The organism is Carboxylicivirga sp. M1479 (assembly GCF_007097485.1).
Taxonomy (GTDB): Bacteria; Bacteroidota; Bacteroidia; order Bacteroidales; family Marinilabiliaceae; genus Carboxylicivirga.
On sequence record NZ_VKDE01000007.1, the window covers coordinates 84,530 to 110,351 of the forward strand.

The window sequence follows — 25,822 nt, forward strand, 5'->3', positions numbered from 1 at the left end:
CTAAATTATTACTAAGGAAGGTGATACAGCCAGCAGCTAGATTAAAATATTCTAATCACTTAATAATAACATATAATGAAAAAAGCAGTATTAATAGTATTAGCAGTGTTTGCCGTTGGACAGCTATTCGCTCAAGGCATTGAGTTCGAACATGGAACTTTTAACGAGGCGTTGGCAAAAGCAAAAAAAGAGAACAAGTTGATTTTTATGGATTGCTATACGACCTGGTGTGGTCCATGTAAGCATTTGGCAAAGAATATTTTTACACAAAAAGAAGTAGGTGATTTTTACAATCAAAATTTTGTGAACGTAAAAATGGATTGTGAAAAAGGTGAAGGGCCAGCTTTAGCCAAAAAGTACGGAGTTAGTTCTTATCCAACCTTATTGTTTATTGATGGAGAAGGTAATGCAGTACATAAATTAGTTGGCGGCATGCCAGCAGAAGAGTTAATAGCCGGAGGAAAAGCTGCCTTAGACCCTTCAATGCGTATCGGTACGCTTCGTGCCAAGTATGAAGAAGGAAATCGTGAGCTTGACTTTTTAATGACCTACTTAAAGGCTGTTAAAGCACAATATGATCGCGAGTCAATGCAAGAGGTTTCAAGAGAAATTATTAAGCAAACCTCTTTAGAAAAATACATGAACCAAGAATCGTTTTTTGTGATTTCATCGGCCAATTTCGCCTATGAGTCAACAGAATTCAAGTATCTATTAGATAGCAAGGAAAAAGTTAAAGAAATTGCAGATGACTATAGTTACTCGATGTTGTTTGTTGGAACTTACATGGCACACTTAAAGCAATTTGCAATGACTTGTAAAAGCCAGGAAGAACTAAATGATGAAATTGACAGGTGTTACGTAGAATTCCCTAATGAATACCTTCAAAGCACAAAAGGAAGTTTGAAGTATGATTTTTATATTGCCAATAATCAGGTTGATAGTTGGTATAGTGAAAAGATAAACGAGGTGGAGGCCTTAAAAGGTGATGAACAATACGTTTATCAGGTCCATTCTATGTGCGACCAAATTTTAAATACACCTAAGTTGGTTGGGTCGAAAAAAATTCTGAAAGACCTAACAGAGCGTGTTGAAGTTATTACGGCCGATAAGGAGACGGGTTTGATTATGGGTAACCTCATGCTGGCCAAAATACACCTTTACAACAAAGAGAAGGAAAAAGCACAAGAGTGCTTTGATATTTTCTTTGCCGAAAATGGCAAAGCAGGCGGTAATAACACACACCCATCTGTTGGGAATTTGAGGACTGCTATTGCGGCGTTATAATTCAATTGCTTTCATTATAAGATTTTTTAAGACTAGCCTCATTCATCTGAATGGGGCTTTTCTATTTACCCAATTATCCCCTCATCTACCCCTAGGGAAGCCTATATCTGCCCTCTTGAATCTGATTTTTACCCTCTTGGCCACTATATCATACCGATGGACAGTAATAGTTACCTTCTTGAATTCAATTTTTACACGATTGGACGCTTTCTTAGGCCGATTGACTGCATTATGCAGCCTGTTGATTTCATTTTTTCACCCGATTGACGGGTTTTGAGGCCAATTGGATAACTTATTTGGCTTGTTGAGTTACATATTTAATCGATTGACGCGGTTTATTGCTACAGGGGATATAAAAATGCCCCGATGGACTGCTCTTACAGGCCTCGGGGCTAATAAAATCAAGGGTTTGGCGTCTAATTCAATATGAATCGATATTAACCCTTATAGTTGCTGTAATACTTCTTGCGGCGGTCTTCGTTCTTCCAGAAGATGTAACGCCCATATTCACGAATAAGGCTTACTTTTTCTGAAAGTAGGGTGAAAGCTTTGTCGCGACGCACTTTTATAGCACTGCTTTCATCCGATGAGCCATTGGCCTCGGCCAGCAAATCTTTTAAACCATGCGATAGGGTTCTGGCATTACTCAGGCGTGTCATATCAAAGCTGATGCCAGTTAGTGGGTCAGGGTTTTTCTCGCCAACAACGGCTAGTTCAACCAAATCCTGAATCATATCCAAACGATCGCTGCCTTCACTAATGCGCTTCACTTTGGCTAATACATCTGCCTGCTTGCGATAAGCAAATTTAAAGTGATGCAACAATTCATCACGCTCCTCAAAGGCCGCTGGTGATTGCTCCAACCATTCTTTTTGTGCTTCCTGTCGGGCACGGTACTCACTCATCCACTCGGCCTGGCAAAAACGCATGGCACCTGCCAAAGGATTTAATTCATCAATAATTTCTACATTCATGCCTGCTGTAGCTAAGTCTTCTCTGTCTTTAGCCGCTTCAATAGCCAGGGTTTCGGCACTGGCAGCAAATTCATCAACAGGTTGATTGGGTAGTTTTTTGTCCTTTGTGGGCACTGCCTCAATCCGTTCCTTCCATGTGTTAAAATCTTCTGAGTAACTCATGTTTTAAACTATTTTTAATCCTATATTGCAAAGCTCCGCCGGCCTCTTCTTCCAAGCCTCGACGCCAATCAAGTTCGGTTGATGACCAGCCGGCGGTTTACTCTTTAATACTTACCATAAAATTAGCTCCACTAAGTACGTTTGTAAAATGACAAGAGTCATACATGGTCAAATGCTTTGTTCAACACCTCTTTTTAAATGATTAAAATGCTGTATTAATTGATGAATGACATTTACATGGAAGCTGTGAATGTGCAGCTTATTCATTTTACTTTTCGAAATGTTATTTTTTATTGATAATAATTTAGCGATTAGCTTATGATTTAAACAGCCTGGACAAGGAAGCAAAAGTTGCTTCGTTCAAAGGGTTTTAGAAGTAGGAATAAACACTGGTTTTGCAGCGAATAATTAGCAGCGATGAGCTTCATAATCAACTACAAATTTTCAAGGGATGGCTTGGTGCTTTAAATTTCTTTCTATTTTTAGCGCGTCTAAAGAATGGTAAGTGCATGGATAATATCAATGACAAAATAATTATTAAGGAATTACAGAAGGGAAACAAAGATGTTTTTCAGTCTGTATTTCATCAATATTATCCTTTGCTTGCTAAGTTTGCTCACCGTTATATTTACGAGGCCGATGTTTGCGAAGATCTTATTCAGGATGTGTTTGCCACTTTATGGGAGAAACGCGAGGAAGCATCCATCCAGTCTCTTAAATCCTACCTTTTTACTGCCGTTAAAAACAAGTGCTTAGGGTATTTACGTCATCTTAATGTAAGGGATAAGCACGAAGTGTTTATTGTTGAGGCCTACTTTGAGAGTAGTGGTGAGATGCTTGTTGATAGCGAATTGACCGATAGGATTAAAAAGATACTGGCCGAATTACCAGATAATATGCGTCACATCTTCGAACAGAAATACCTTAGTGGACTCACTGCTTCTGAAATTGCCGAAGACCTCGATGTTTCGCCCAATACAGTCAATACACAGCTTAAAAGAGCCAAGAAAAAAATAAGACTTGAGCTCCTTAAATCAGGTATTAAAGTCTTGTTTCTCTTGGGTGTTTAGACATCTATAAACACTTGTTTCATACTAATCGTGTCCAAAATTGATTTTTTGACGTGAATGGAACTAATTAATATTGAGTTGTTATGTGTAGCTTTTCTAAGCTTGGGTTCTTTTAAGCGTCGTGCCTTGTGGCCTTTTTTTTTCCTTAGTTTTTGTCATTAAGAACATCGGAACGATTAAGAATTGAGTATTCTTGGATCATAGGATATTTCTGTGGATTAATAATAATTTGTAACGAAAGGAAGCAACGAAATACCCTGTTTTGTGAGATGGTTTTCCTTTCTTTTGCATCGCCCAAAAGAAACAAAACGCTAGTCCCATTGATGCTACCACCCGCTCTAATGATTAATCAATTTCACAATCAAAGTAGGTCAAGCCCCTTTGATGTTCAATTAAATTAATCATTATTCACGCCTTCGCATGCCCGCCAATGGAACAGGCCACCACACTGTCGAAATTGCATTTCGAGTGGGGAAAGGAGGATAGCCAAAAGTGAAGGGTAACAAACTAATTAATCGATTAAATAATGAGGTTGCAGAGCTTATACCAAATGTATTACAAAATGAGCCTTTTGCTAATTACATTGGTAAATGCCGTTGAATCAATGAAAAGCTTTATTGAAACGCAGTTGAAAATAAAGCTCATTCTATTGACCAAACGGTATTATTCATTATGCTGATCTACCCGGCCCATTCGAAACAAGCTTTCGAACGATTGAAAGCCAGTGATAAGAGTGGATATTGCGCAATTGGAACGAAGTTGGGACATCGTTGCTTTAGCGAAGAAATTATTAGGACAACATTTATTTCATACTAATAGCGTCCTAAACGTTTTAGTATAATGATCCGGACGTCTTGTTTAGTCTCGACCTCAGCCAGTGAACCAAAAAACAGGATTGAAATGACGGTTAAGAATTGTTTTCTGTTTGAGTTCTTTGAGGTACGAAAAAGGGCGAGTTTAAAACAATTTAAGTCATGAAACCTAGTTTTTTGAGTGAAGTGGGTGTAGTCGACGGTCTTTTTGCTTCCTTTTTTGACTGTAGAAAAAAGGAAGAGCCTTCACGGCTTGAGTGAAAAATTATTTAGGACAATATTTATTTCATACTACTTTCAAAAAAAAAATAGGGCTTCTGTCACCAATACTACTTTCTTAGGCGTCGTAAATATAGAAAGCGCTTAAACATGGTTAAAAAGAAGATAGATATAGAGTACATTGTTATTTGGCGAAACCTGAATAATGTCGCCAGTGCTGAGGAGCAAAGCGAACTACGCATTTGGTTAGATGCTAATGACAAACATCGCTTACTATACGAGCACATAAAAGTTAGAAACGAACACGATGTGGTCATTACCGAAGATCAGATTGAACAACGATGGTTAAAGTTACAGCATACCTTGGATAAAAAACCGAGTATTGGTATTAAACGATGGTTGCAATATGCAGCGGCTATTATACTACCAATTGCGGTAGCAGCGGGTGTGTTTTACCTTTCTGATAAGTCAGAAACGAAGCTTGAAATGGCTCATCAAATAACACCCGGTTCGGCAAAGGCAGTGTTGCACTTGAGCAATGGAGAATTACTTGAGCTGGATGATGAGAATAAACTCTTTATTGAAGATGAGCATGGTAATGTTATAGGTGTTGATTCAACAAATACCCTAAGGTACAACGCTAACGCAAGTATGCAAGCTAGCTATAACACGATCAATATTCCACGCGGAGCCGAATACCAATTGGTATTATCGGATGGTACCAAAGTGTGGCTTAATTCAGAGTCATCATTGACCTACCCAGTAAATTTTGTTGGGGAAAGTCGTGAAGTGCTTCTTACGGGTGAAGCTTTTTTTGATGTAACGACTAATCGTGAGAAACCCTTTATTGTAAAAACAAATAAGTCATCGGTTAAGGTGTTTGGTACTCAGTTTAACGTAATGAGTTATGCCGATGAAGCCATTGAGCAAACCACCCTTGTTGAAGGAAGCATAGCAGTGCTTTATAACAACCAAGAGGTGATGGTTAAACCCGGCCAACAAGCTAACATACAATCGTCGGGAGCCGAAATGTCTATTGTAGAAGTAGATACTCAGCTGTATACGGATTGGAAAGATGGTGTATTCCGCTTTGAAGAGATGACACTTAAAGAGGTTGCAAGCAAACTATCGCGATGGTATAATGTCGATTTCTACTTTGCCAATGAAGACATGAAAGGACGGATGATCACAGGAGCCATGAAGCGCTCAACAGACTTTGAATTATTAATGAGCCTGGTAGAAAAATCGGCCGAAGTAGAAATTGTTATCAACGAAAATACCGTGCTAGTAAAAGGAAAGTAATAAGTAAAATCTATAAAAAAGCGAAGGATGTAGCAGCACCCTTCGCCATTAGTTCAAACAATACCGGTTACGTATAGCAGTACAAGCCGGTAAGTATTAACTTGTAAATACAAATCTATGAAAATTACACGAATGTGGCGCTGTAGTCTGTGGAGAAAACTATCGCGTAGAACCTTACTAATTATGAGATTCAGTGTTGTATTATTATTTGGTATCTTCATACAGGTTTCGGCAAATAGCCTGGCTCAAAAGGTGGTGTTACAAAAGAACCAGATGACTTATAAAGAGGTTTTCAAAGAAATAGAAAACCAAACAGGTTTAATTACTATCTATAGTGCTAATCAAGTCAATAAGAGCGAAAAGGTAAATATCAGTGCCGAAGAAGCTGAATTGTCTGAATTATATGAGTCATTACTGCAAGACAAAGGTTTGACTTTTGAATTTGTTGATGATTACATTGTTATAAGGCCATTCAACCAAACAGAGAAGGCAGCTATTAACAAAAGAGCTCAGCAGCCTGAAGAAAAAAAGCTTATTATCAGCGGAAGCATTAAAGATGAAAAAGGTGAACCACTGCCATTTGCTGCTATTCGCATTAAAGGCACTACCATTGGAACCGTTTCTGATGCAGATGGTAATTACAACCTGCAATTTGACGAGCAAGAGAGTGTAGTATTTGAAATATCAAGTCTTGGTTTTGAAACTGCTGAAGTTATTTATGATGGACAAAGCACCATTAATATAACTTTAATCGAATCTATAGCAGGCTTAGATGAAGTGGTTGTTACTGGTTATCAAACCATTTCAAGAGAAAGGGCAACCGGTTCTTTTTCAATGCTTAATAGTGATAACGTGGCCAATAGCCCAAACGAAACAATTGGTGGAAATCTGGAATCGTTGGTGGCAGGAGTGCAATCAACGGTTGATGCGAATGGTGATGTTCAGTTTACAATTCGTGGTGTGTCTTCATTAAATGGTAATACACAGCCATTAATTGTAGTCGATGGTTTTGCTATTGATGGTGGTTTTGAGTCAGTAAACCGTAATGATGTTGCAAAAATTACCGTATTGAAAGATGCTGCTGCGTCTTCTATTTGGGGAGCCAGAGCTGCCAATGGGGTAATTGTGATTACAACTAAACAAGGGCAAGCTAAAAAAGGAATCCAGGTAGAAGTTGAAGCTTTTACAAAGTTTAGTGATGCCGTGGATTTAGATTATGCCAATCCTATTGCCAGCTCACAATCGCAACTGGAGTATGAAATGTTTTTGTGGCAAAATGGCTATGTCAACCCGTCTCTTGGTATTACCAACATCAACCAAACCAAAACCTATGGTCATGAGCAGTTTGAGGCACAGCAAATGGATCATCTTAATTCAGGAGGAACAGGGCTTGCCAACTTCACTTTAGATACGCCTGTTTTGCAAGATCTACTGAGTAGTTCGTATAAAGATCAGGTAAAAGATGAGATGCTACGTAAGGCTACATCACAAAATTATACTGTTTCTTTAAGAGGTCAGGGTGAGAAAAATTCGTATTCATTATCAGTCATGTATAACAAGAACAATGACGTAATGGTAGAAGATAATGATGATAATATTCTGATCAATTTTAGGAATAACATGAAAGTAAGCAAATGGCTTGATTTTGATGTTGGAATAATGAGCCAGATGCAGAATAGGAATAGCAGAGGAGTGGGCCTTACTGATATAAAGCAAATGTCGGCCTATGAAACCTTATTGGATGAGAATGGTAATTATAAGCACATTAATTCAGGTCCACTTACTTTAACTCAACCAGGTACATACAATATGCCTGTCTTAAATGAGATATTAGACCGTGGTGATGGTTGGACCTATGACAATTTCAACAACAATCCATTGCAAAATATGCGATCTCAGGATTTTAATACCAAAACCTTTAGTACCCGAATCAATGGAGGATTAAAGTTTAAGATTGCCGATGGTATTAGTTTTGATTCAAAGTTTCAGCACGAACGGAGTACCATTAAAACCAGAAATGTATTTGGAGAAGAGTCGTATTATACCCGTAAAACAGTCAACTCATTTGCAGTGACCGACTATAATGCCATAGCTACACCAGGTGCACCATATACCATCACCGATCAACAGGTGCCCGCTGGAGAAATGGTCTATGTAAATAATGGGCAAAGAGAGTCAACCCTTTTTAGAAATCAACTAAGTTTCAACAAAACGTATGGCGATCATAGCATTAATTTTATTGGGGGAACAGAACTGATCTGGAACGAGTACGAGACACAGGATGACTGGTTGTATGGGTTTAACGATCGAAATTATCAGAACATTGTGCCAGACGCCTACAATGGTTTAACGCAGGTTTTTTCACCTCCATATGTAACTACATCCTTACCAAGAGGAGGAGAAACCAGAATGCTAACAAACAGGTTCTTCTCATTATACTCAAACCTAGCTTATACATATAAGGACAAATACACGTTTAGTGGAAGTGTGAGAACAGATGCTTCAAATAGTATTGTTGATGATAATAGTAAACGGTATTCACCATTTTGGTCTGTTGGTGGTAGCTGGCAGTTGTCAAAAGAAGAGTTTATTAAGGATATTACCTGGTTAAATCGACTTAGCTTAAGAACCACCTATGGTGTAAATGGTAATGCTCCTTCCACATCAGCAAGCGTGCCTGTTCTTCAATTTGTGCCAGGTAGTCAACCTTGGAGTGGTGCCGGCGTTGATAATGCTTATTTAGTTGAGTTAGGTAACCCAACTCTGGGTTGGGAAAAAGTAAAACAGTTTAATGTAGCGGTAGACTTTGCTGTATTAAAAAACAAGTTATACGGTAGTTTAGAATACTATAATAAAAACTCGGAGGATCAACTGGCATTAATTTCTCTACCATCAACAGATGGAACGACATCTCAATATTTCAATGCCGCAGCAATGAAAAATACGGGATTTGAAATGAGCCTGAACGGAAATATTAATTTAGGCCCGGTCAAGTGGCATCCTATTCTAAATTTCGCCTATAACGATAATTTGGTAACCGATGTAAAGGAGGTTGAAATACTACTTGGCGCTATAGGAGGTAAACGATTTGTTGAAGACTATCCGTACCTACCGGCATGGCATTACAAATACAATGGTTTAAATGCAGATGGCATACCAACTGTTCTTGGTAAAAATGGTGAAGTTTATGATGCCAACATGTCTATTGAGGGCACCGGCGTTGCTGCAACAGATTTATTATGGAACACAGGGAGCTACATAGCACCAGTAGTTTCTTCATTTACCAATGAGTTTAGCTACAAAAATTTTAGCTTATTGGCTACCATCACTGGTAAGTTTGGTCATTACATGCCGGTTAGCGGTTTTGGATATGGCGTGTCAACTTTTACACAAAATTATCATGAAAATCTGGATGAGATGATAAGCGGAAACCATGAAGCAGTTGGTGAGTTTCCTCTACCAGATGGTTTTATTCCTGGTTATAATAACTATAATCCAAATGCCCGTTACCTGGAATCAAGAGTTGAGGACGCATCATTTATTAAGTTAAAGGATATTATGCTTTCGTATCAGCTTCCTCAATCAATAATTTCAAAAATTGGTTGTTCCGGAGTTCGATTGTATGCGCAGATGAGTAATGTAGGGTTGTTGTGGACAGCCAATGACCTTGGAATTGATCCTGAATATCCCCAGGGAGGGTCATTCTTTAGACCTGAAAGAACGTATACGCTAGGCTTAAATCTTAAATTTTAATTAAGGAGAATTACAATGAAAAATATACTATATATACTATTAGCCGTATTCACGTTAACATCCTGTGAAGATTATTTGGATGTTAAACCAGACAAAAATCGGCAGGAAATAGAATTTGTTTCGGATATTGATTTAATATTCGAGCGTACCTTTGTAGGATATCAAACCGCTGTAGACTTTCCAAGTATTACGGGTGATGTGACTTATTACAAGGATGCTTACAATATGTTGAGTTCGCAGATACCATTAACAGCAGTACAGGAAAGTGTTTGGAAAGATGAGTTGTCAACTGTTACAGATCAAACATGGAGTCAGGCATATGAGGCCATATGGTTTGCCAATTACGTTATCGGTTCAATCGATGGATTGGAAGGAGATGCAACCGATAAGAGCAATCTAAAAGCAGAAGCCTATTTGATAAAGGCATTGAAACAATTCAACCTGGCATTAAAGTACAGTTTATACCCTTCGGCGGAGAATAAGGACGAATTAGGAATCGTTATAAAAAATGAAACGGCATTTGGACAAACAACTGTAAGAGCCTCACTTGAGGAAACATTTGCTCAAATTGAATCAGATCTTATTGAAGGTCTTACTATTAATAAGGCAAGAGCTAATAGTTGGAGAGAAAGTGACGCTTCGGCGGCCGCTTTAGCAGCCAGGTATTATCTGTATGTTCATGATTTTGTAAATGCTAAAAAATATGCCGAAATGGCACTGTCTCTTCATTCGGAGATGGTCAACCTGGAAAATGATATCTTTTTAGTGCCTTCTTTTGGAGGAAATTTAACAGGGCACACTGCTTTTATTGGAGCATATGCACCAGAGTTTTATACATGCTGGGATAGTCAGTATAAAATTTACTACGATCTGAATAACCCTTACAAGATGGCCAGTAACGAATTGCTAGCCATGTATCAGCCCGAGGATTTAAGACTACAATATTTTTATTCAGATGCCTTGTTAAGTACATTTTTTGGGCTAACAGAGGACAATGTTTTATACAATAGAACACTTCAAATGATGACCGGAACAGATGTTTCGGAGATGTATATGATACTTGCAGAGTGTGCCGCCAGAAACAATGACATGGCAACCTGCATGCAACATGTAGAAATGGTAAGGGAGAATCGCTTTGCCGCAGCAGACTATACTGCTCTACCAATTCCAGGCACTGCAAAAGAAGCGATTGAACTGATTGTTGATGAAAGGTGGAGAGAATTTGCATTTACCTCATTACGCTGGTACGATGTGAAGCGCTTAAATGCCGAAGGTTTAATCGATCCAATAATCTTGTCGAAAGACTATTACGAAGTAGGAGAGACGGCTGTCGATTTTGATACCCCAAAAGTCTATACCCTTGAGGCAAATTCAAGAAAATATGCACGCCCTATTCCTCAAGAGGTCATCATATTAACTAAAGGGTCCGTTAAGCAAAATACTTACTAAGTAATTGATGAATCATAATTATGAAATAGGAGGCTATTTTGCCTCCTATTTTCAACTATTAGTACATTTTACTTTACAAAATAAAGCTGCACAGGTTTAAGCGAAGGTCTTAGACTCTGGTATACAAATTCCATAAAACGAATACATAGTTATTCTTGGCAGTCATTGCTATTATCCCATCCGCAATTGCCCATCTGCAACACAAGCAATTGGACATTAATCAAACATCTCAGAAATAGCCCTGAGTAGGAACTACTTAAAATGCTTATAAATGGACAAAAAGTAAGTCCGGTTTGAGCGGATAGCCCAATTGATAAAATAAGACAACATTGAAGATAAAATATAAAAGACATGAATACTCGAAGCAATATAAAGTGGCTATTGGTAGCTATTGTTCTGCCATTGATTTTTGCCTGTAATACAGATAAAACAAGCTATGAACTTATTATTAGTGGTGGCGAAAACTTACCCGAAGGAGCTGAAGCTACTATTACCAGAAGACGTGTAGATAGTATTAGATTAAAAGAAGTGCTGGTAGATGATACTTTCAAAAACGGTATTATCTCTAGTAAAGGCCACGTGGAAAGTGTTCATATAATAAGCCTTAACGTGCGATCGGCTGATGGCAAACCTGTGTCACCTATTATTTTAATGGCTCTTGAGCCAGGGAAGACTGAGATTAACTTTTCATCGGGTACAGATTTTACGATAAATGGGGGTAAATATAGTGAGATGCTTGTTAATGCGGTAAGTAGTGACCAGGCATGTCAAAAAGCACAAAAGGCTGTAATCGATTATATGATTAAAGGTTTTTCATATGAGAATGAGAAAGCCTTTAAGGAGTACTACAGGCTTGTAGCAGTTTCAACAAAAGCCCGAAGTAAAATTCTACGCCAAGTGTATCAAGAGCAGAATGACCCCTTGGCTAAGTTTTTGTTACACAGGGCAGGCTACGGTTCTGGGGATTATAAAGCCGATATGAAAACTAAAGAAGAACTGGCTAAGCAGTTGGGCGATAACCGAGAGGCTGTTATAGCAAAGACTGAGATTGAACTTACAAAAGAGGCACGAATTATTCAAGCTACTTTAGATGTGGGAAAAACCATGAAAGATTTTAAGGCCGGTAATATTGAAGGCCAAGAGATTCAATTATCTGAAGTATTAAAAAAGAACAAATATGTGTTGGTAGAGCTATGGGCATCGTGGTGTGGGCCTTGCCGTGCAGAGATTCCACACATGAAAAGAGCTTACGAGGAATATAATGATAAAGGCTTTGAGATTATCTCATTTTCATTGGATGAGAAACGTGAAGATTGGGAAAAGGCATCGAAAAAAGATGGAATTCCTTGGATAAACACAAGTGATTTGCTTGGCTATAATAGTCCTATAACTGCTATGTTTGGAAAGCCTGGTGTGCCAGCCAATTGGTTAGTGGATGCGAGCACTGGTAAAATTATTGCCAAGCATGTTAGAGGTAAGGCCTTGGATCATCAATTGGAAGAGCTTTTGAATGAATAGTATTATTGCAGTACAACCAGGGAAATCGCTTTTAAAAGATAGATATACCACCCCGCCTGTTGGCACCCCTCCTAAAATTTAGGAGGGGACGGGTTTGCGTCATTCTCCTCCTTTTGAAGGAGGAGTACCACGAAGTGGGGAGGTGGTTAAAATGATAAAAAGAATTCCCTGGTGGTACACTATCGAAAAAATTAAATGAAACGAATAATAAGGTAAAATAATGAAAACACTAAAACTATTTCTATTGGCAGCAATTACAGTTTGTAATTTTGCCTGCGCACAACAAAAACCAGTCGATTACTGCTTAATTTCTGGGAAACTTGAGAATTATAATAACACTGAGTTAGCCTTATTCTGGCTTGATCGCTCAGAGCAAATTATTAACGTTTCAGAAGACGGTACTTTTGCTGATACCATCAAAAGAGAGGGTGAATTGTACTTGTACCTGGGAAAAGCATTAACCAGAATTTATGCTGTAAATGGTGCAGACTTATACATTTCAGCAGATGCTAATGATTTTTCAACATCGGTAACAGTTAGTGGTGAGAAATCGGGTATGAGTAAGTATATAATAAGCAAAGAAAAATCTCAAACAGTTGTAAGGAGTAATAGAAAGGCTATATTTTCGCTTGAAGAAAAGGCGTTTTTAGATAATGTCAATAAAAATTTAGCCCAATTGGAGGCTGAGCTTGAAAAGGTGGATGATATAACAGAAGAGTTAAGAAGTCTGGAAGAACGTCGATTGAAAACAGCGCATTTAATCTCATTGATAGAATATCCTAATACTCACAGAATTTACACTAAAAATCAAGCATACGAAGCTTCGAAAGAATTACAACAAGCGATATCAAAAATTGATTTTAACGATGGTGAATTATACGATTACTCGGTTCAGTATCGATATCTATTAAAGAGTGCCTGCAGTAATAAAGCTGGAAAATTAGTGGAATCAGGAGAAGCACCTACGCAAGCCATTGCAAATTTAATGGTAGCCGAAACAGTGGAAAACGAAACCATACGCGAAGACTTATTATATGCTGCAGTTACCAACAGATTTTCTTCTTTCGAAAATATAGATACGATATATGAAAAATACATGGCCTTGGCCAGAGATGAAGACAAGAGGACGGCAGTAACAGAGGAATACAAGCAGGTAAGCAAGCTCGGTAAAGGAAAACCATCTCCACAATTTCACAATTACGAAAACTATGCGGGTGGAACATCATCGCTCGACGATTTTAAAGGCAAATATGTATACATCGATTTATGGGCAACTTGGTGCGGACCATGTAAACAAGAAATTCCTCATCTTGAAAAGATTGAAGAAATGTACCATGGTAAGAATATTGTGTTTCTAAGTATTTCAACGGATAAAAAAGAAAAGGGTAAACAAGCCTGGAGAAAGATGGTGGCCGACAAGGAAATGGGAGGTGTGCAGTTGATCGCTTCCGACGAGCAGTTTACGAAGGAGTATTCCGTTTCGGGTATTCCGCGTTTTATCTTGATTGACCCAGAAGGGAATATTGTGGAGAATAGCGCCCCACGCCCATCAGATCCTAAACTGATTACCCTCTTGACAGAGTTGGGGCTGTAGATAATATGAACGAAATGAGATTTTATTCTCACTAGAGGGAATCTGTTTATGGTCTCCCTCTTTTTTGATTATTAGTTATGGCAACATATTATCTGGAATATAAAGGGAAAGATCGGGAGCGTTTGATTCATCATGCCGATTGTAAGGAATATAGAAATAAGATGGACTATCTGTTATTAGGTGACTTTAGCAGTAAAGAGCATTTGCTCACGTATGCTCATCGGCATTTTCCCGATTGGCACATTGTGTTATGCAGTTGTTGTTAATGCCATGTATCAATGGCACAAAAGTTCACTTAAGCAAATTGAATTTTATATAGTCTGTAAAGATGTTTCAATTGGGGGAGTTTTATACAAGCCCCTTGCTGGCGCTGGTTTGTAATCAGTGCTCCTACTCCGCGAAGTTCCCAACTTCGTCGAGCTACCTCAGTAGTCTGCGACTACTTTACTGTAATAAGTGGTAAAATTAATGGTTCAATATATAACATTGCCAACAAGCCGGCATAATTCCTTGCACTAGAATATAGATAATCCTCAGGCGTCTTTGCTGCCGCTCGAGTCCTCTGGTGTGGATTCTTATTTTAAATGTCACGCGAAAGTGGGATGAACAGGCCACCGCACTGTCGAAATTGCATTTCATGTGGGGCAAGAAGGATAGCCAAACATGAAGGGTGAAAAACTAATTAATCGAACAATATGCAGCCGATAACAGATCTCGTTTTTATTATTGTAACGTGAGTTCGATGTAAGTAATACAATTATCAACAAAGCAAAATCTTGTATTTATCTCCATTTCAAATCAGAAATTGCTATAAATACCGCCACAAATGCCCTGAAAGGGCAATGCATAGTAGTACAGGCCAAAGGCCTGTGGAAAAATCCAAACATCTTAATGAGGGCTGTAAGCCCGACGCGTACATATAAAGCATATTTATCATGTGTCGACCTTTCAGGGCCTAAAAGAACTGTATATTTAAAAATAGACCTACGGCCTATCCTGATACGTGACGGCCTTTCGGGCCTAGTTTATGGAATTACAAGAAGAGTTATACCAATTGCATTACAAAGTTTCACTTAAAGCTCACTTTGAAATTGCAATCGTTAATGCCGATAATAAACGAAAGAGGTTTTGGGAGTAAGAGAAGCAAAGGCGCATTTCGATATTAAATCGGTATTAGTATGTCCCTTGCATTGAACTCACGTTATTGTAGTTGCAAACTACCTGTTATAAACGACGAAGTTTCAAACTTCGCCGAGCTGAGGGATTGGTGAGAAAAAAACGCCAACGCCATTTATCGTAGCCTGCGATAAGTTTATATCCATCGAAATCTTAAAAACCAGAGCCAAGGAGAAGGAGGACGAAGATGATAAGGGAGTTGAAAAAGAAGCATTTGATAAGATTACCCAAAAGGTAATTAGACTGATAGCCACTACCATCAACGACCTGTCTGATGACGACGGTTGGGCATTTTTAGGCGATGTCGGAAGCTTATTGCAAAAGAAACGCCCAAACTTTGACCCACGTAACTATGGGTTTCAGAAATTGACCCCCTTTGATTAACTCCATCAATCGATTTGAAATAGAGCAAAGGGATAGCCCCAATAGCCGACATAGGTTGATTTATGTGAAGAATAAAGTGAAATTCGCATCAAAAAAATAAACTATCGGGCATTTATACTCCATTTAGAGAAGTATAGATGCATCCCGGAAGATACCATCTCGGATGATTTCGCTAGTCCCCATTTTGATTACCTGCCAAAAAATTACCTTTGTTGGGACTCTTTACCATGGTAAGAAAATCCCATACCTCATTTAAAATTTGACGCTCTTCTCTCTTCGGAGGTTTAATGCCATCGAGGTAATGCACTTCAGCAACACTTTTGAAAAATTTATCAAAATCAGTATAATAGCCTTCAGTGCGTTTAAAACGGATAAAGACACTGGGAAAGCTTAGTTTAATCACAAACTCATATTCAGGAAAGAATAGCTTGTTTGTTCCCATATAGTAATTTTTAAACTTTTCTGGAATCATATTTTCTTAATCTTTTGATTATGGTCTGTAACATGTTAGTAATGGTATAAAGAGCCCCTTGCAAAATTACCTGTTACCATTACTTATGGCAAGGTAAAGTAAATTTGAATTCGCTGCCTTGTCCCAAATTACTTTCCACCCAAATTTTACCTCCTTCAATTTCAATAAATTCTTTGCAGAGTAGCAAACCAAAACCTGTTCCAGGCTCTTGTTCGGTACCATAGGTTGAGTGAAGAGCTTCCTGCTTAAAAAGCTTACGCAAAGCATCTTCATGCAAACCTATTCCATTATCCTTCACTACAATTTCAATAAAATCATTCTTTGCAAGAGCTGTAACTTCAATCGTGCCATTGTTGTCGGTGAATTTTATGGCATTATTAATCAAGTTCCTGAAAACTGAGGCAATCATATGCTTATCTATATAGGCAACAATATCCTTGTTGATAAAGTTATGAATGGTTATCTTTTTCTTTTGAGCATTTAATTGCGCTGAATTGATAGCTTCGGTTAGAATGGGAGAGATGTTGATGCGCGACGGTTTAAATGGCATCTTATCATTTTTAACATTTAACCATTCTGATAAGCTAATAAGTAATTCGTATGTTATTTTAGATGTCCGGTATAACATTTTCAGGAAGCTTTCAATTTCCTCCATTGTATAACTCCGAAAATCATTAATAAGTAACTCTACCAAGCCCAAAATTCCATTAAAAGGGTTTCTTAACTCATGTGCAATTATAAGATAGAATTTATCACGTGCTTTTATTACCTCCTCAAGATCGTTTATCCTACCATTAACAATTTTATCAATTTCTTGCTGTTGTTCTTTGATAATTAGCTTTAGATCAGTATTCTGTTTTTCTAATTTTTGAATATAATCATCGGAGGAAAGTCTTTTCATCGAATTTAGTTTTATCTCTGTTTCATTATACTGAATAAAACACCTCATTAAAACCGAGAGCTTGAAAGTAGTGTAACAAAAACATTTAAAAAGTTGCTGACTCTACCTACAAGTTAGCGAAATATAATGGAAGTTGTTTAAAGTTGTCGTAGAAAGAACAATGCTAGATGCTTTCAAGGCAAAAATCTGCAAACCCTTCTCTTTTATGCAATGAGATAGACTCTCTATGATAATGTCTTTATAAATTGCTCTGGTAGAAACATCTACCCAATCAACCACCTGAAGCGTAAGCTAGTGTAAAACACCCTGTTCTTTTATTTGATAGCCATGCTTATAAATTGGTATTAAATCGAACAATATACAGCCGATAACAGATCTCGTTATTGTTATTGTAGTTGCAAACTACCTGTTATAAACGACGAAGTTTCAAACTTCGCCGAGCTGAGGGCTTAAATTTCAATGATACTTTTGTGCTTACTAGAGTGTGTATTTTGCCTGTTGAAAGAGTGAAATCACCAATAGTACGCACCAAACTGCCAATTGTTGACTTCAGATTAGCATTTGTTGGGCATTAGGTGCCATTTTTTAGCTTCACATAAGCAATTATCAAGCACATTTTACCATTTTTCTGCATCAGCTTACCAATTGTATACAAAAATCCCCCAGTGGAGGGCTTAAGCTACCGGGGGACTAGTAAAATTAGGCTATTCAGAATTAGCTTACCAAGTATTTTACTCTTCTTTCGTCATTTTTCCAGAATACATACCTGCCGCATTCTCTAATTTCAATCATACGATTATACAATAGTGTAAATGCTTTATCACGCATGACTTTGTTAGTGCTGCTTTCATCTTTTGAGCCATTGGAGTCGGCCAAAAGCTCAGACATGTGATGTGAAGTGCTTCGGGCTGTTTGTAGGGTAGCCACATCAAAACTAATTTTAGTTAAAGGCTCCGGATTTTTCTCACCCAAAGAGGCTAATTCAACTAAATCTTGTATCATATCCGAATGGCCACCACCTTCGCGAATGCGCATTACCTTTTTCTTTAAATCAGATTCATCACGATAAGCAAAACTAAAATGGTGCAATAGCTCATCTCTCAGTTCGTATGCTTTGGGTGACTGTTCCAACCATTCTTTTTGAGCTGCTTGGCGGGCACGGTACTCACTCATCCATTCGGCCTGGCAGTAACGCAATGCACCAGCTAATGGTATCAAGTCATCAATAAACGTGACATCAAGGCCTGCTTCTGCCAGAGCATCTCTGTCTTTATTCGCTTCAGTTGCTAATGTTTCTGCACTAGCAGTGCACTCATCAATGGGCTGGTTAGGCAGTTTAACATCTTTTTTTGGTAACGTTTCAATTTCTTCTTTCCATGTGTTAAAATCTTCTGTGTAACTCATGTTTACTTTTATTAAAATCCTATATTGCAAAGCTCCGCCGGCCTCTTCTTCCAAGCCTCGACGCCAATCAAGTTCGGTTGATGACCAGCCGGCGGTTTACTCTTTAATACTTACCATAAAATTAGCTCCACTAAGTAGGTATGTAAAATGACAAGAGTCATACATGGCCAAATGCTTTGTTCAACACCTCTTTTTTAGTGATTAACAGCGTAAAAGTGTTGACGAGGGGGTCTACATTCTAATTAGCGATATATTTGAAAGTGTTGATGTATGATGTCGCTATATTGTGCACTTCATTATAAAATAATCAATTTAATAGATTACTCCATTGTAATGATCACTATCACGCTTGTTTGATAAACTCATTCTTCTGTTTTTTTATCTTAAACTAGCCATGGGATTTGCTTAACAGACACAGGAGGATGATTATATTTGTTGAGAATCCTAAACAAAAAATGAAAATAAATTTAAACAAATGAAAAGCTTCACATTCCTGTTTATCATACTCATGATCACATCTTGCCAGTTTAAATCTACTCAAAGTGCTGAATCGCCATTGGGCGATACCATACAAACGGCCACTGGCTTAAAATACCTCTACCTAAAACATGGTGACGGGCCTAAGGTGGTGGCTGGGGCTAAAGTGGGTACTTATTTAAGTTTGATGGTGGATGACTCGGTGGTGTGGGATAGCAATGAATTGCCCGATTCATTATTTACGTTTACAGCCGATTCAACACGTTTGATAAAAGGATTTACCGAGGTAATGAGGCTGTTGAGACAGGGTGATGAGATAATTGCTGTTTTACCCGATTCATTGGCTTATGGGGCAAAAGGAGCTGGTGATGTAATTCCTCCAAATGCAACGCTTGTATATGATCAGTTTAAGGTGGTAAGCGTTGATGTGCCTGTGTCAGTGGATGAATAAGCAAGAGTTAGTATGTTGGCATTTTGGTTCATAAGCTAGTGCTTGCCATAGTGCCTCTGGACGTCGCTACATTTCTATCGTATATTCGGTATTCATCAAAAAACGATGCTATGAAGATGTTAGTGAATGTAGTATTTCCTATTGAGCCTTTTAATACACTGATGAGGGATGGGAAAGCAGGCGAGTTGATCGGGCGTATTGTAGATGATATTAAACCCGAGAGTATTCATTTTACCGATCACGAGGGGAATAGGGGAGCAGTAATGCTTGTTGATGTTAAGGATGAATCGATGGTGCCTTTAATTGCCGAGCCATGGTACCTTACCTTTGAGGCTTTTTGTGAGTTTAAGGTAGCAATGGCAACTGCAGACCTTATGAAAGCTGACTTGGGGAAGTTGGCTGAAAAGTGGAAATAATACCGTTTACTAATCTAAATGCCCTTCGCTGCCGCACGAGTCCTCTCGTGTGGATTCTTATTTCAAATGTCACGCGAAAGGATTGACTTCGTCGAACCTTGTTTCGCGCGATAGCGGGGCATTATGAAATATAAATGGTATAATAGAAAGAATCGCCACCACTGGTTACAAGCCCGGTGGTGGCGATCTGCTTTCATATTTCCATTATTTATACTAGAAGCTTTATTTCTTATTCAACTCTTTGTAAAACTTCTGCAAGGTGAAAAAGGCTTTCTTTCTGTTTCCCGTTTCAGAGATAAGGCCTTTTCTGTTATAGCCATTCTGATAAGGAATAAGCATGCGGCGCGGTGACCTGAAGTCGGCCAAAATCCAGGGTGTAATACCACTTAATTGCGGTATCTTGGCCAAGGTTGGCAATGTTTCACGATACAATAGATCCTGAAAATCTTCGGTCCACCTTGCCAGGCTATCTCCATGAAAGCCTTGCAAGGCCCCGGCACCAAATTCCGAAATGATCATCGGTTTATCTATGTCTATCTCCCAACGTATGTTTTTTATGTTATCGACCTGTCCGCCATACCAACCGTAGTATTGGTTAAAGCTTAAAATATCTACCACATCGGCAAATGCATCTTCAACTACCATAATATTTGAATTGTCCGCTTTTCCATGGTCTTCCAGAGCTGCTGTTATCAAGCGTGTATCATCCAGCTCTCGTGTTGTTTGAGCCAGCTTGCTTAAAAAATGCAGTCGCTCATCTGATTGGGGCGTTTCGTTTGCCATTGACCATATAATAACCGAAGCTCTGTTTTTATCTCTGCTTATCACTTCTTTTAGTTGTTGTTCGGCTTTTTGATAGGTCTCATTATTTTGCCAGTCAATGGTCCAGTAAACCGGAATTTCTTCCCATAACAATATGCCCATTTCATCGGCCAGTCGAGCCATGTTTTCATTGTGTGGATAATGGGCCAGTCGTACAAAATTACAGCCTAGTTCCTTCGCCCATCCCAAGAGTACTTTAGCATCTTCCATTGAATAAGCTCTGCCACCCCTCATCACATTTTCCTCATGAATACAGATGCCTTTTAAAAACACCTTCTCTCCATTCAGCAATATGTCTGCACCTTGAGTTGTAATTTGACGAAAACCAATTTTATCCTTAATCAAATCGGTGCCTGAAGAAATAGTAAGGTCATATAGTTTAGGGTTTCTATCGCTCCATTTGTCTACCTTTTTTACTGGTATCTCAAAGCTGATAAAGCCTTCGGTATTGCATGTCAGCTCCTTATTTATTTTCAGTTCGGGTATGCTCACAATTACTTTGGCATTGGCCTTTGTGGCACCGTTCAAACGAATATAACCTTTAAGTAAACGATCATTTTCTTGATCCATTTGAAGACTGTAGTCTTCAATGAAAGTAGGGCTTAACTCATAAATGCTTACATCTCGTGTAATGCCGCCATAATTCCACCAGTCAGTATTCAAGGTAGGAACTTCATCAGCCGCACGTTTGTTGTCAACTCTTACAATAACAAAGTTATCCTTGGCTTTTACAAACTTGGTCATTTCGTAGTTAAAGGGTGTAAAACCTCCTTTATGAGTGCCCAGTTTTTCGCCATTCACATATACATCAGCACGGTAGTTGACTGCTCCAAAGTGTAAATAATAGCGCTTGGAAGCCACGTAATGAGGAATGTCGAATGATTTTTTGTACCACAGACTGCCTTCGTAGAAGAATAATTTTTCCTCTTGTGAATTCCAATCGCCAGGAACTAAAAGGGTGGGGGCTGCGTCAAAGTCATACTCAACCAAATCCATTTTGTTTTTGGGCTTGGCATTGGTAAAGAAAGCTCCTGCTCCAGGGTTTTCAGAACCATCGTGTGGTTGCCAACGATAGTTGTAATACCCTGTTTCGTATACATCTACAATGTAGTTCCAATGTCCGTTTAAGCTTATCTCCTGGCGGTGATAGTTATTTTGCAACACATTTGTTTGTGCTGATAACGTGATAGCTGATACAAGCAATACCAGTAAGTTGATGATTTTGTTCATGTGTCTATAATTTGTATTCATTTGCCATATGGGACTCTCAAGTTAATATTATTATCAGGGAAATTGCTTTTAAAACTAATTATACCACCCCGCCTGTCGGCACCCCTCCTAAAATTCAGGAGGGGACGGTTTTTCATCCCTTTCCTCCTTCTTGCCAAGGAGGAGTACCACGAAGTGGGGAGGTGGTTAAAATGCTTAAAAGCGAATTCCCTGATATTATTATCCTTTTGTGTGAAAATTTAAATAATCAAATTTATAGGCTCTGTATGATTTGTAGTGGGTAAATCGTATTTCTAGTCACCTTTGGCTCACAGGCTGAGACCCTTCCCCAACATGATATCCTGAGCTCTGATTAGAAATGTTATTACATGCTCGTTTCATGTTTTTATTTGAACTGAGTATTAATGCATAAACTCAATTTATAAGGCGAATCGTATTTTTTATTGAACTTTATTTTTTTGATTAAAATACTTCAATGAATCTGCTATTGCCTTATCAATAGACGTAAATTCCATGTTTAAGTCGTTTTTCGCTTTCTTATTACTGTAGTAGTTGCAGATGGTTAATGCTTTGGTGTTCGCTGATGATGCATCGGTTTTTATTCTTAAGGAGCGGCAACAATCACCCAGTAAACCAATGATTCGTAACAGTATATCGGGCATGTAGATTAAGCTTGTTTTTTGCTTATTAAGCGAGAGTACTTTCTTATAAAATGCTTTGTAACTCAGGTTCTCATTGGCAAGAATAAATTTCTGTCCCGATGCTTTAATGTCAAACGCTTTTATAATTGCTTTTGCAACGTCGCAAACATGAACAAAGTTTTTGCCTCCTGATGGATAAAATACAAAGCGTTTGTTCAGTGCCATGAGGATGATTCTTCCTGAGCTGGGTTTTGTATCATAGGAGCCCAGCATAAATGTGGGACTAATACTGGTGATGTTCAACTGTGAAGAAGCTTTATCCACCATGTCTTGAGCCTGCTTTTTGCTCATAGCATACAGTGACTTTGTAAATGGGTGTTTCATTGGATTTGATTCAGATCCAGGCTCATCTAAACTACCATAACCATAGGTGTTTGCCGTGCCTACATAAATCAGTTTCTTAATGTTGTTGTGAATACAGGCCTGAATTACGTTTTCGGTTCCTTGAATATTGGCCTCGTAATAGTCGTCTAATTTTAATAAGTTTTGCGAGGTGTTAGCGGCTATATGAACAAGGTATCTGCATGATTGGGTTACATTTTTCAGCTTTTCGCCATCGAGTAACTCACCTTCAACAAGGGTTAGCTTGTCAAGATTCGGTTTTATAAAACTACTTTTTCGACGCACCAGTGCTATAACAGAGTAACCTTGTTGTAGCAATAATAAAGTTAAATTGGTGCCTAACAAACCATTTGCCCCTGTAACAAAAACTTTGTCCATAACAGTTGTGTGTATTTCAGTTTATAACCCGCACCTAAGATATGGATTTACTTTATTCATCATCATAGTTCGCCTTGTATTGAGCGTAATCTAATTTGATACGCTTACACAACAAAGGCTGTTTATCAATGACGAACAGCCTTTGTTAAGTTTCTATATAGTCTGTTATCGTTAGCAATGGAGGTGGATTCTAGCACCAATCATTTATTGTTAGTGTTGTTTCCTAAAAAGTATATTTTAGCCATGTATTAATTCGAATACACATAAAATACAAGTGTATCATACTATACCTTAGCCTCCTCTTTAAGGTTGGTGTAATCTTTCGTTACCTGATAATCATAATCAGGATAATCATAAATCGGGATACGTTGTTCTGTTTCACCAATTGAGTATCCCCAAATACTTTCATAATCTTTAAAGTCTTCTCCCAGGTCTTCCATTTGACGTTGGTATTCACTTATCGATTTTGATTCAATAATAATCACCTTATCCATTTGTTTCATCGCAGGACTATGGTTGCGGGTATGATCCAATTCAAATTCCAGTATGCGTCGGCCATAGCGTGTAATTCCAATTGTACGAAATGTAAGACTTTTACCGACGCCTGGTAGGTTAAGAACATTTCTGTCTGTGCCTAAAAATGGCAAGCCACTCTCTTTCATTAGCTTCGCCATCTCTTGTTCAATTGCATCGGCATTGTTCGGAAATTCTTTGATTGTTGAATAATACTTCATTGGTATTTTTCCAATCACTTTCTCTTCCATCTGCTCCTGCACGGCCCGTTCGTTGGTGGCAAAGTTGAAGCTATTCTCCATATAACCTTTTACGCTAAAGGTGTAGTAATTGATGATGCCAATTTCGTTGAGCACCTTACGTAGCTTGGCTGCATGTCCTCTTCGTGAAGCAGCCGTAGTATATACATGTTGATTAGTAACCGTCCATCCTGCTGAATTTAATAATTTAATCGCATTGCGAGCTTCGGGCGTTACCTCCATGGGCGATTCAAAATGCGTTTGCATAAAAAACTGCTTAATGCCTATTTTTGAAGCTTTCTTTTTGAAGTCACCCAAAATTGTCACTAGCTCAGAAGTTACCCGTTGAGGTAAATAAACTGGCAATCGACTACCAAGCCTTATACGGACCAATTGCGCATACTTATCACCATTAGATCTGTTTTTGTTGGCTTCTACTTTATTGGCCGCCATCAGGTAAACTTTGTCCAATATTTTTTCCATCGATTTATTGGAGCTCATCAAAGCATCTCCGCCGGTAATTAATATATCGCGCAACTGGGAGTCTTTTTCAAAATATTCCAGCAAAGAATCCAGTTTTTCATCCCAGGTTTGCTTTGGTTTTAACTTATCCAGATTAAAGTTAAGATTACCCCTTTGGAAATCATACATCCGCTGACATGAGGCACACAGTCCACCACAAGCACGGCCCATGGTGTCAGGTATTAAAATAGCCACTTCGGGGTAACGCCTGTGTATATTATGCTCATTTGGTAAATACCAGCCTGCCGCATTAGGCTCGCCCGGCCTCACTGTATCTTCTTTTTCCCAAGCAACAATATGGCCGTATTCATCAATTAGTTTCTGACTGTAAATAACGTAATGACGGATAGCTAAGTCAGCTCCTACGGCAAAGTAAGGCACCCGCACGTGCAATAATGAAAGATAATAAGGGTTCACAAAAAAAGGAATTCCTTTAGCCTCCGCATCATACAATACTTTCATTGTATCTGGGTCAAGCGAATTATCAAGCATTTCATTTAATAGGTCGGGTGAGCGGACAGCAAATCGCAAATGAAACAAGTGATTATCCCACCAATCCAAGGCTTGCAGATATTTTTGTTCTTTAGATAAGCCCTCGGAAAAAAAGAATCGGCTATCACTGACTTCACCTGAATCAATTATTCGGATGATTATTTTTAAAATACGTTCTTTGTTTTCTTCTCTCAGTTTTACAATTCGAGGATCGAGACCTGAACTCCATCTGTCCATCCATTTTTCAACTTGTTCTTTAGTAGGAATAGTTCGTTCATATTCCCCTCGAAATTGCTTAAATAACATCAGCATATCTTTAAAAAAGAAAGGCTTGGCCCCACCAGTTCCATTGGCTACAGCAAGCCATATCAGATGAATTGGATTACTTATGGCCAACTCTCCCCGGAGGTTAAGATCTTCAAATTCTCGCCCCGCATTATCGATGTAATCTAATATCCGGATAGCTGCAAAATCTTTCCAGTTTAGTTTTTCAAAGGCTTCACGGCCATGTTTTTCTCTTTTATAAAAATGATAGGCATCAGGATTCTTCTTTATCTCAATTAATATCCAATTTCTAACACCTACCAAAACCTCTGTCTCATTTCGAGCGTTTCGCATTATTTCTTCGAGTATCGGATTTTCCCTCAATAATTGCCTGAGTAGCATATGTGATTTAACAGAGATGGCAATGTGATCGAGTTGATGGCTGGATGCTGACATAAGACTTGGGTTCTAAAGGGTTAATTAATAGATGTCTTATGAATA

The 25,822-nt window shown here is 38.5% G+C and carries 18 protein-coding genes; 11 read left to right on the plus strand and 7 right to left on the minus strand.

What is annotated here, in order from left to right:
- The first annotated feature begins 75 nt into the window (after positions 1-75).
- A complete protein-coding gene (locus FNN09_RS06605; RefSeq protein WP_143300722.1) occupies positions 76-1,284 on the plus strand; it encodes a thioredoxin domain-containing protein in 1,209 nt (402 codons plus the stop codon).
- Between the two features lie 437 nt (positions 1,285-1,721).
- Here FNN09_RS06605 and FNN09_RS06610 read toward each other — a convergent pair whose 3' ends face one another.
- Complete coding sequence (locus FNN09_RS06610) at positions 1,722-2,420, minus strand: hypothetical protein (protein WP_143300724.1); 699 nt, start codon at positions 2,418-2,420, stop codon at positions 1,722-1,724.
- Positions 2,421-2,815: 395 nt separating this feature from the next.
- Between FNN09_RS06610 and FNN09_RS06615 the strand changes: the two genes are divergently transcribed.
- The 8 genes from FNN09_RS06615 to FNN09_RS21455 all read left to right on the plus strand — a co-directional run bounded on the left by FNN09_RS06615 (position 2,816) and on the right by FNN09_RS21455 (position 15,697).
- Entirely contained in the window at positions 2,816-3,490 is a 675-nt protein-coding gene (locus FNN09_RS06615; RefSeq protein ID WP_143300726.1) for an RNA polymerase sigma-70 factor, read from the plus strand.
- 1,181 nt (positions 3,491-4,671) lie between these two features.
- Positions 4,672-5,823 (plus strand): FecR family protein, encoded by a 1,152-nt coding sequence (locus tag FNN09_RS06620; protein ID WP_143300727.1) that lies wholly within the window; start codon positions 4,672-4,674, stop codon positions 5,821-5,823.
- A 117-nt stretch (positions 5,824-5,940) separates the two neighbouring features.
- The gene (locus FNN09_RS06625; RefSeq protein WP_143300730.1) at positions 5,941-9,576 is read left to right on the plus strand and encodes a SusC/RagA family TonB-linked outer membrane protein; all 3,636 of its coding nucleotides are present in this window, start codon (positions 5,941-5,943) and stop codon (positions 9,574-9,576) included.
- A 15-nt stretch (positions 9,577-9,591) separates the two neighbouring features.
- The gene (locus tag FNN09_RS06630) at positions 9,592-11,025 is read left to right on the plus strand and encodes a RagB/SusD family nutrient uptake outer membrane protein (RefSeq protein WP_143300731.1); all 1,434 of its coding nucleotides are present in this window, start codon (positions 9,592-9,594) and stop codon (positions 11,023-11,025) included.
- A gap of 351 nt (positions 11,026-11,376) precedes the next feature.
- Positions 11,377-12,543 carry a TlpA disulfide reductase family protein gene (locus FNN09_RS06635; RefSeq protein WP_143300733.1) on the plus strand — a complete coding sequence of 389 codons (1,167 nt, stop codon included), beginning with the start codon at positions 11,377-11,379 and terminating at the stop codon, positions 12,541-12,543.
- A 220-nt stretch (positions 12,544-12,763) separates the two neighbouring features.
- Positions 12,764-14,137 carry a TlpA disulfide reductase family protein gene (locus FNN09_RS06640; protein WP_143300735.1) on the plus strand — a complete coding sequence of 458 codons (1,374 nt, stop codon included), beginning with the start codon at positions 12,764-12,766 and terminating at the stop codon, positions 14,135-14,137.
- A gap of 77 nt (positions 14,138-14,214) precedes the next feature.
- Complete coding sequence (locus FNN09_RS06645) at positions 14,215-14,403, plus strand: hypothetical protein (protein WP_143300737.1); 189 nt, start codon at positions 14,215-14,217, stop codon at positions 14,401-14,403.
- A gap of 1,177 nt (positions 14,404-15,580) precedes the next feature.
- Positions 15,581-15,697 carry an OST-HTH/LOTUS domain-containing protein gene (locus tag FNN09_RS21455; protein ID WP_255434059.1) on the plus strand — a complete coding sequence of 39 codons (117 nt, stop codon included), beginning with the start codon at positions 15,581-15,583 and terminating at the stop codon, positions 15,695-15,697.
- Positions 15,698-15,869: 172 nt separating this feature from the next.
- Here FNN09_RS21455 and FNN09_RS06655 read toward each other — a convergent pair whose 3' ends face one another.
- The 3 genes from FNN09_RS06655 to FNN09_RS06665 form a co-directional block, all read right to left on the minus strand.
- Positions 15,870-16,139 carry a hypothetical protein gene (locus tag FNN09_RS06655; protein ID WP_143300738.1) on the minus strand — a complete coding sequence of 90 codons (270 nt, stop codon included), beginning with the start codon at positions 16,137-16,139 and terminating at the stop codon, positions 15,870-15,872.
- Between the two features lie 109 nt (positions 16,140-16,248).
- Positions 16,249-17,070 carry a sensor histidine kinase KdpD gene (locus tag FNN09_RS06660; RefSeq protein ID WP_185968906.1) on the minus strand — a complete coding sequence of 274 codons (822 nt, stop codon included), beginning with the start codon at positions 17,068-17,070 and terminating at the stop codon, positions 16,249-16,251.
- 714 nt (positions 17,071-17,784) lie between these two features.
- Entirely contained in the window at positions 17,785-18,474 is a 690-nt protein-coding gene (locus FNN09_RS06665) for a hypothetical protein (RefSeq protein WP_143300742.1), read from the minus strand.
- A gap of 475 nt (positions 18,475-18,949) precedes the next feature.
- On the opposite strand from FNN09_RS06665, the gene FNN09_RS06670 reads away from it, so the two are divergent.
- On the plus strand, positions 18,950-19,402 hold the full coding sequence (locus tag FNN09_RS06670) for an FKBP-type peptidyl-prolyl cis-trans isomerase (protein ID WP_143300744.1): 453 nt from the start codon (positions 18,950-18,952) through the stop codon (positions 19,400-19,402).
- Between the two features lie 110 nt (positions 19,403-19,512).
- Complete coding sequence (locus FNN09_RS06675) at positions 19,513-19,818, plus strand: panthothenate synthetase (RefSeq protein WP_143300745.1); 306 nt, start codon at positions 19,513-19,515, stop codon at positions 19,816-19,818.
- A 222-nt stretch (positions 19,819-20,040) separates the two neighbouring features.
- Here the strand turns inward: FNN09_RS06675 and FNN09_RS06680 are convergent, their stop codons facing one another.
- From FNN09_RS06680 to FNN09_RS06690, 3 genes are all read right to left on the minus strand, one after another.
- Entirely contained in the window at positions 20,041-21,870 is a 1,830-nt protein-coding gene (locus FNN09_RS06680; protein ID WP_143300747.1) for a glycoside hydrolase family 2 protein, read from the minus strand.
- A 440-nt stretch (positions 21,871-22,310) separates the two neighbouring features.
- Positions 22,311-23,291 (minus strand): NAD-dependent epimerase/dehydratase family protein, encoded by a 981-nt coding sequence (locus tag FNN09_RS06685; RefSeq protein ID WP_143300749.1) that lies wholly within the window; start codon positions 23,289-23,291, stop codon positions 22,311-22,313.
- A 284-nt stretch (positions 23,292-23,575) separates the two neighbouring features.
- The gene (locus tag FNN09_RS06690; protein ID WP_221932435.1) at positions 23,576-25,777 is read right to left on the minus strand and encodes a KamA family radical SAM protein; all 2,202 of its coding nucleotides are present in this window, start codon (positions 25,775-25,777) and stop codon (positions 23,576-23,578) included.
- Positions 25,778-25,822 lie beyond the last annotated feature (45 nt).

What these genes read in the sequence shown, in the direction of transcription:
- FNN09_RS06605 (WP_143300722.1), top strand. Translation starts at nt 76, where the DNA reads ATGAAAAAAGCAGTATTAATAGTATTAGCAGTGTTTGCCGTTGGACAG.
- FNN09_RS06610 (WP_143300724.1), bottom strand. Translation starts at nt 2,420, where the DNA reads ATGAGTTACTCAGAAGATTTTAACACATGGAAGGAACGGATTGAGGCA.
- FNN09_RS06620 (WP_143300727.1), top strand. Translation starts at nt 4,672, where the DNA reads ATGGTTAAAAAGAAGATAGATATAGAGTACATTGTTATTTGGCGAAAC.
- FNN09_RS06625 (WP_143300730.1), top strand. Translation starts at nt 5,941, where the DNA reads ATGAAAATTACACGAATGTGGCGCTGTAGTCTGTGGAGAAAACTATCG.
- FNN09_RS06630 (WP_143300731.1), top strand. Translation starts at nt 9,592, where the DNA reads ATGAAAAATATACTATATATACTATTAGCCGTATTCACGTTAACATCC.
- FNN09_RS06635 (WP_143300733.1), top strand. Translation starts at nt 11,377, where the DNA reads ATGAATACTCGAAGCAATATAAAGTGGCTATTGGTAGCTATTGTTCTG.
- FNN09_RS06640 (WP_143300735.1), top strand. Translation starts at nt 12,764, where the DNA reads ATGAAAACACTAAAACTATTTCTATTGGCAGCAATTACAGTTTGTAAT.
- FNN09_RS06645 (WP_143300737.1), top strand. Translation starts at nt 14,215, where the DNA reads ATGGCAACATATTATCTGGAATATAAAGGGAAAGATCGGGAGCGTTTG.
- FNN09_RS06655 (WP_143300738.1), bottom strand. Translation starts at nt 16,139, where the DNA reads ATGGGAACAAACAAGCTATTCTTTCCTGAATATGAGTTTGTGATTAAA.
- FNN09_RS06660 (WP_185968906.1), bottom strand. Translation starts at nt 17,070, where the DNA reads ATGAAAAGACTTTCCTCCGATGATTATATTCAAAAATTAGAAAAACAG.
- FNN09_RS06665 (WP_143300742.1), bottom strand. Translation starts at nt 18,474, where the DNA reads ATGAGTTACACAGAAGATTTTAACACATGGAAAGAAGAAATTGAAACG.
- FNN09_RS06670 (WP_143300744.1), top strand. Translation starts at nt 18,950, where the DNA reads ATGAAAAGCTTCACATTCCTGTTTATCATACTCATGATCACATCTTGC.
- FNN09_RS06675 (WP_143300745.1), top strand. Translation starts at nt 19,513, where the DNA reads ATGAAGATGTTAGTGAATGTAGTATTTCCTATTGAGCCTTTTAATACA.
- FNN09_RS06680 (WP_143300747.1), bottom strand. Translation starts at nt 21,870, where the DNA reads ATGAACAAAATCATCAACTTACTGGTATTGCTTGTATCAGCTATCACG.
- FNN09_RS06685 (WP_143300749.1), bottom strand. Translation starts at nt 23,291, where the DNA reads ATGGACAAAGTTTTTGTTACAGGGGCAAATGGTTTGTTAGGCACCAAT.
- FNN09_RS06690 (WP_221932435.1), bottom strand. Translation starts at nt 25,777, where the DNA reads ATGTCAGCATCCAGCCATCAACTCGATCACATTGCCATCTCTGTTAAA.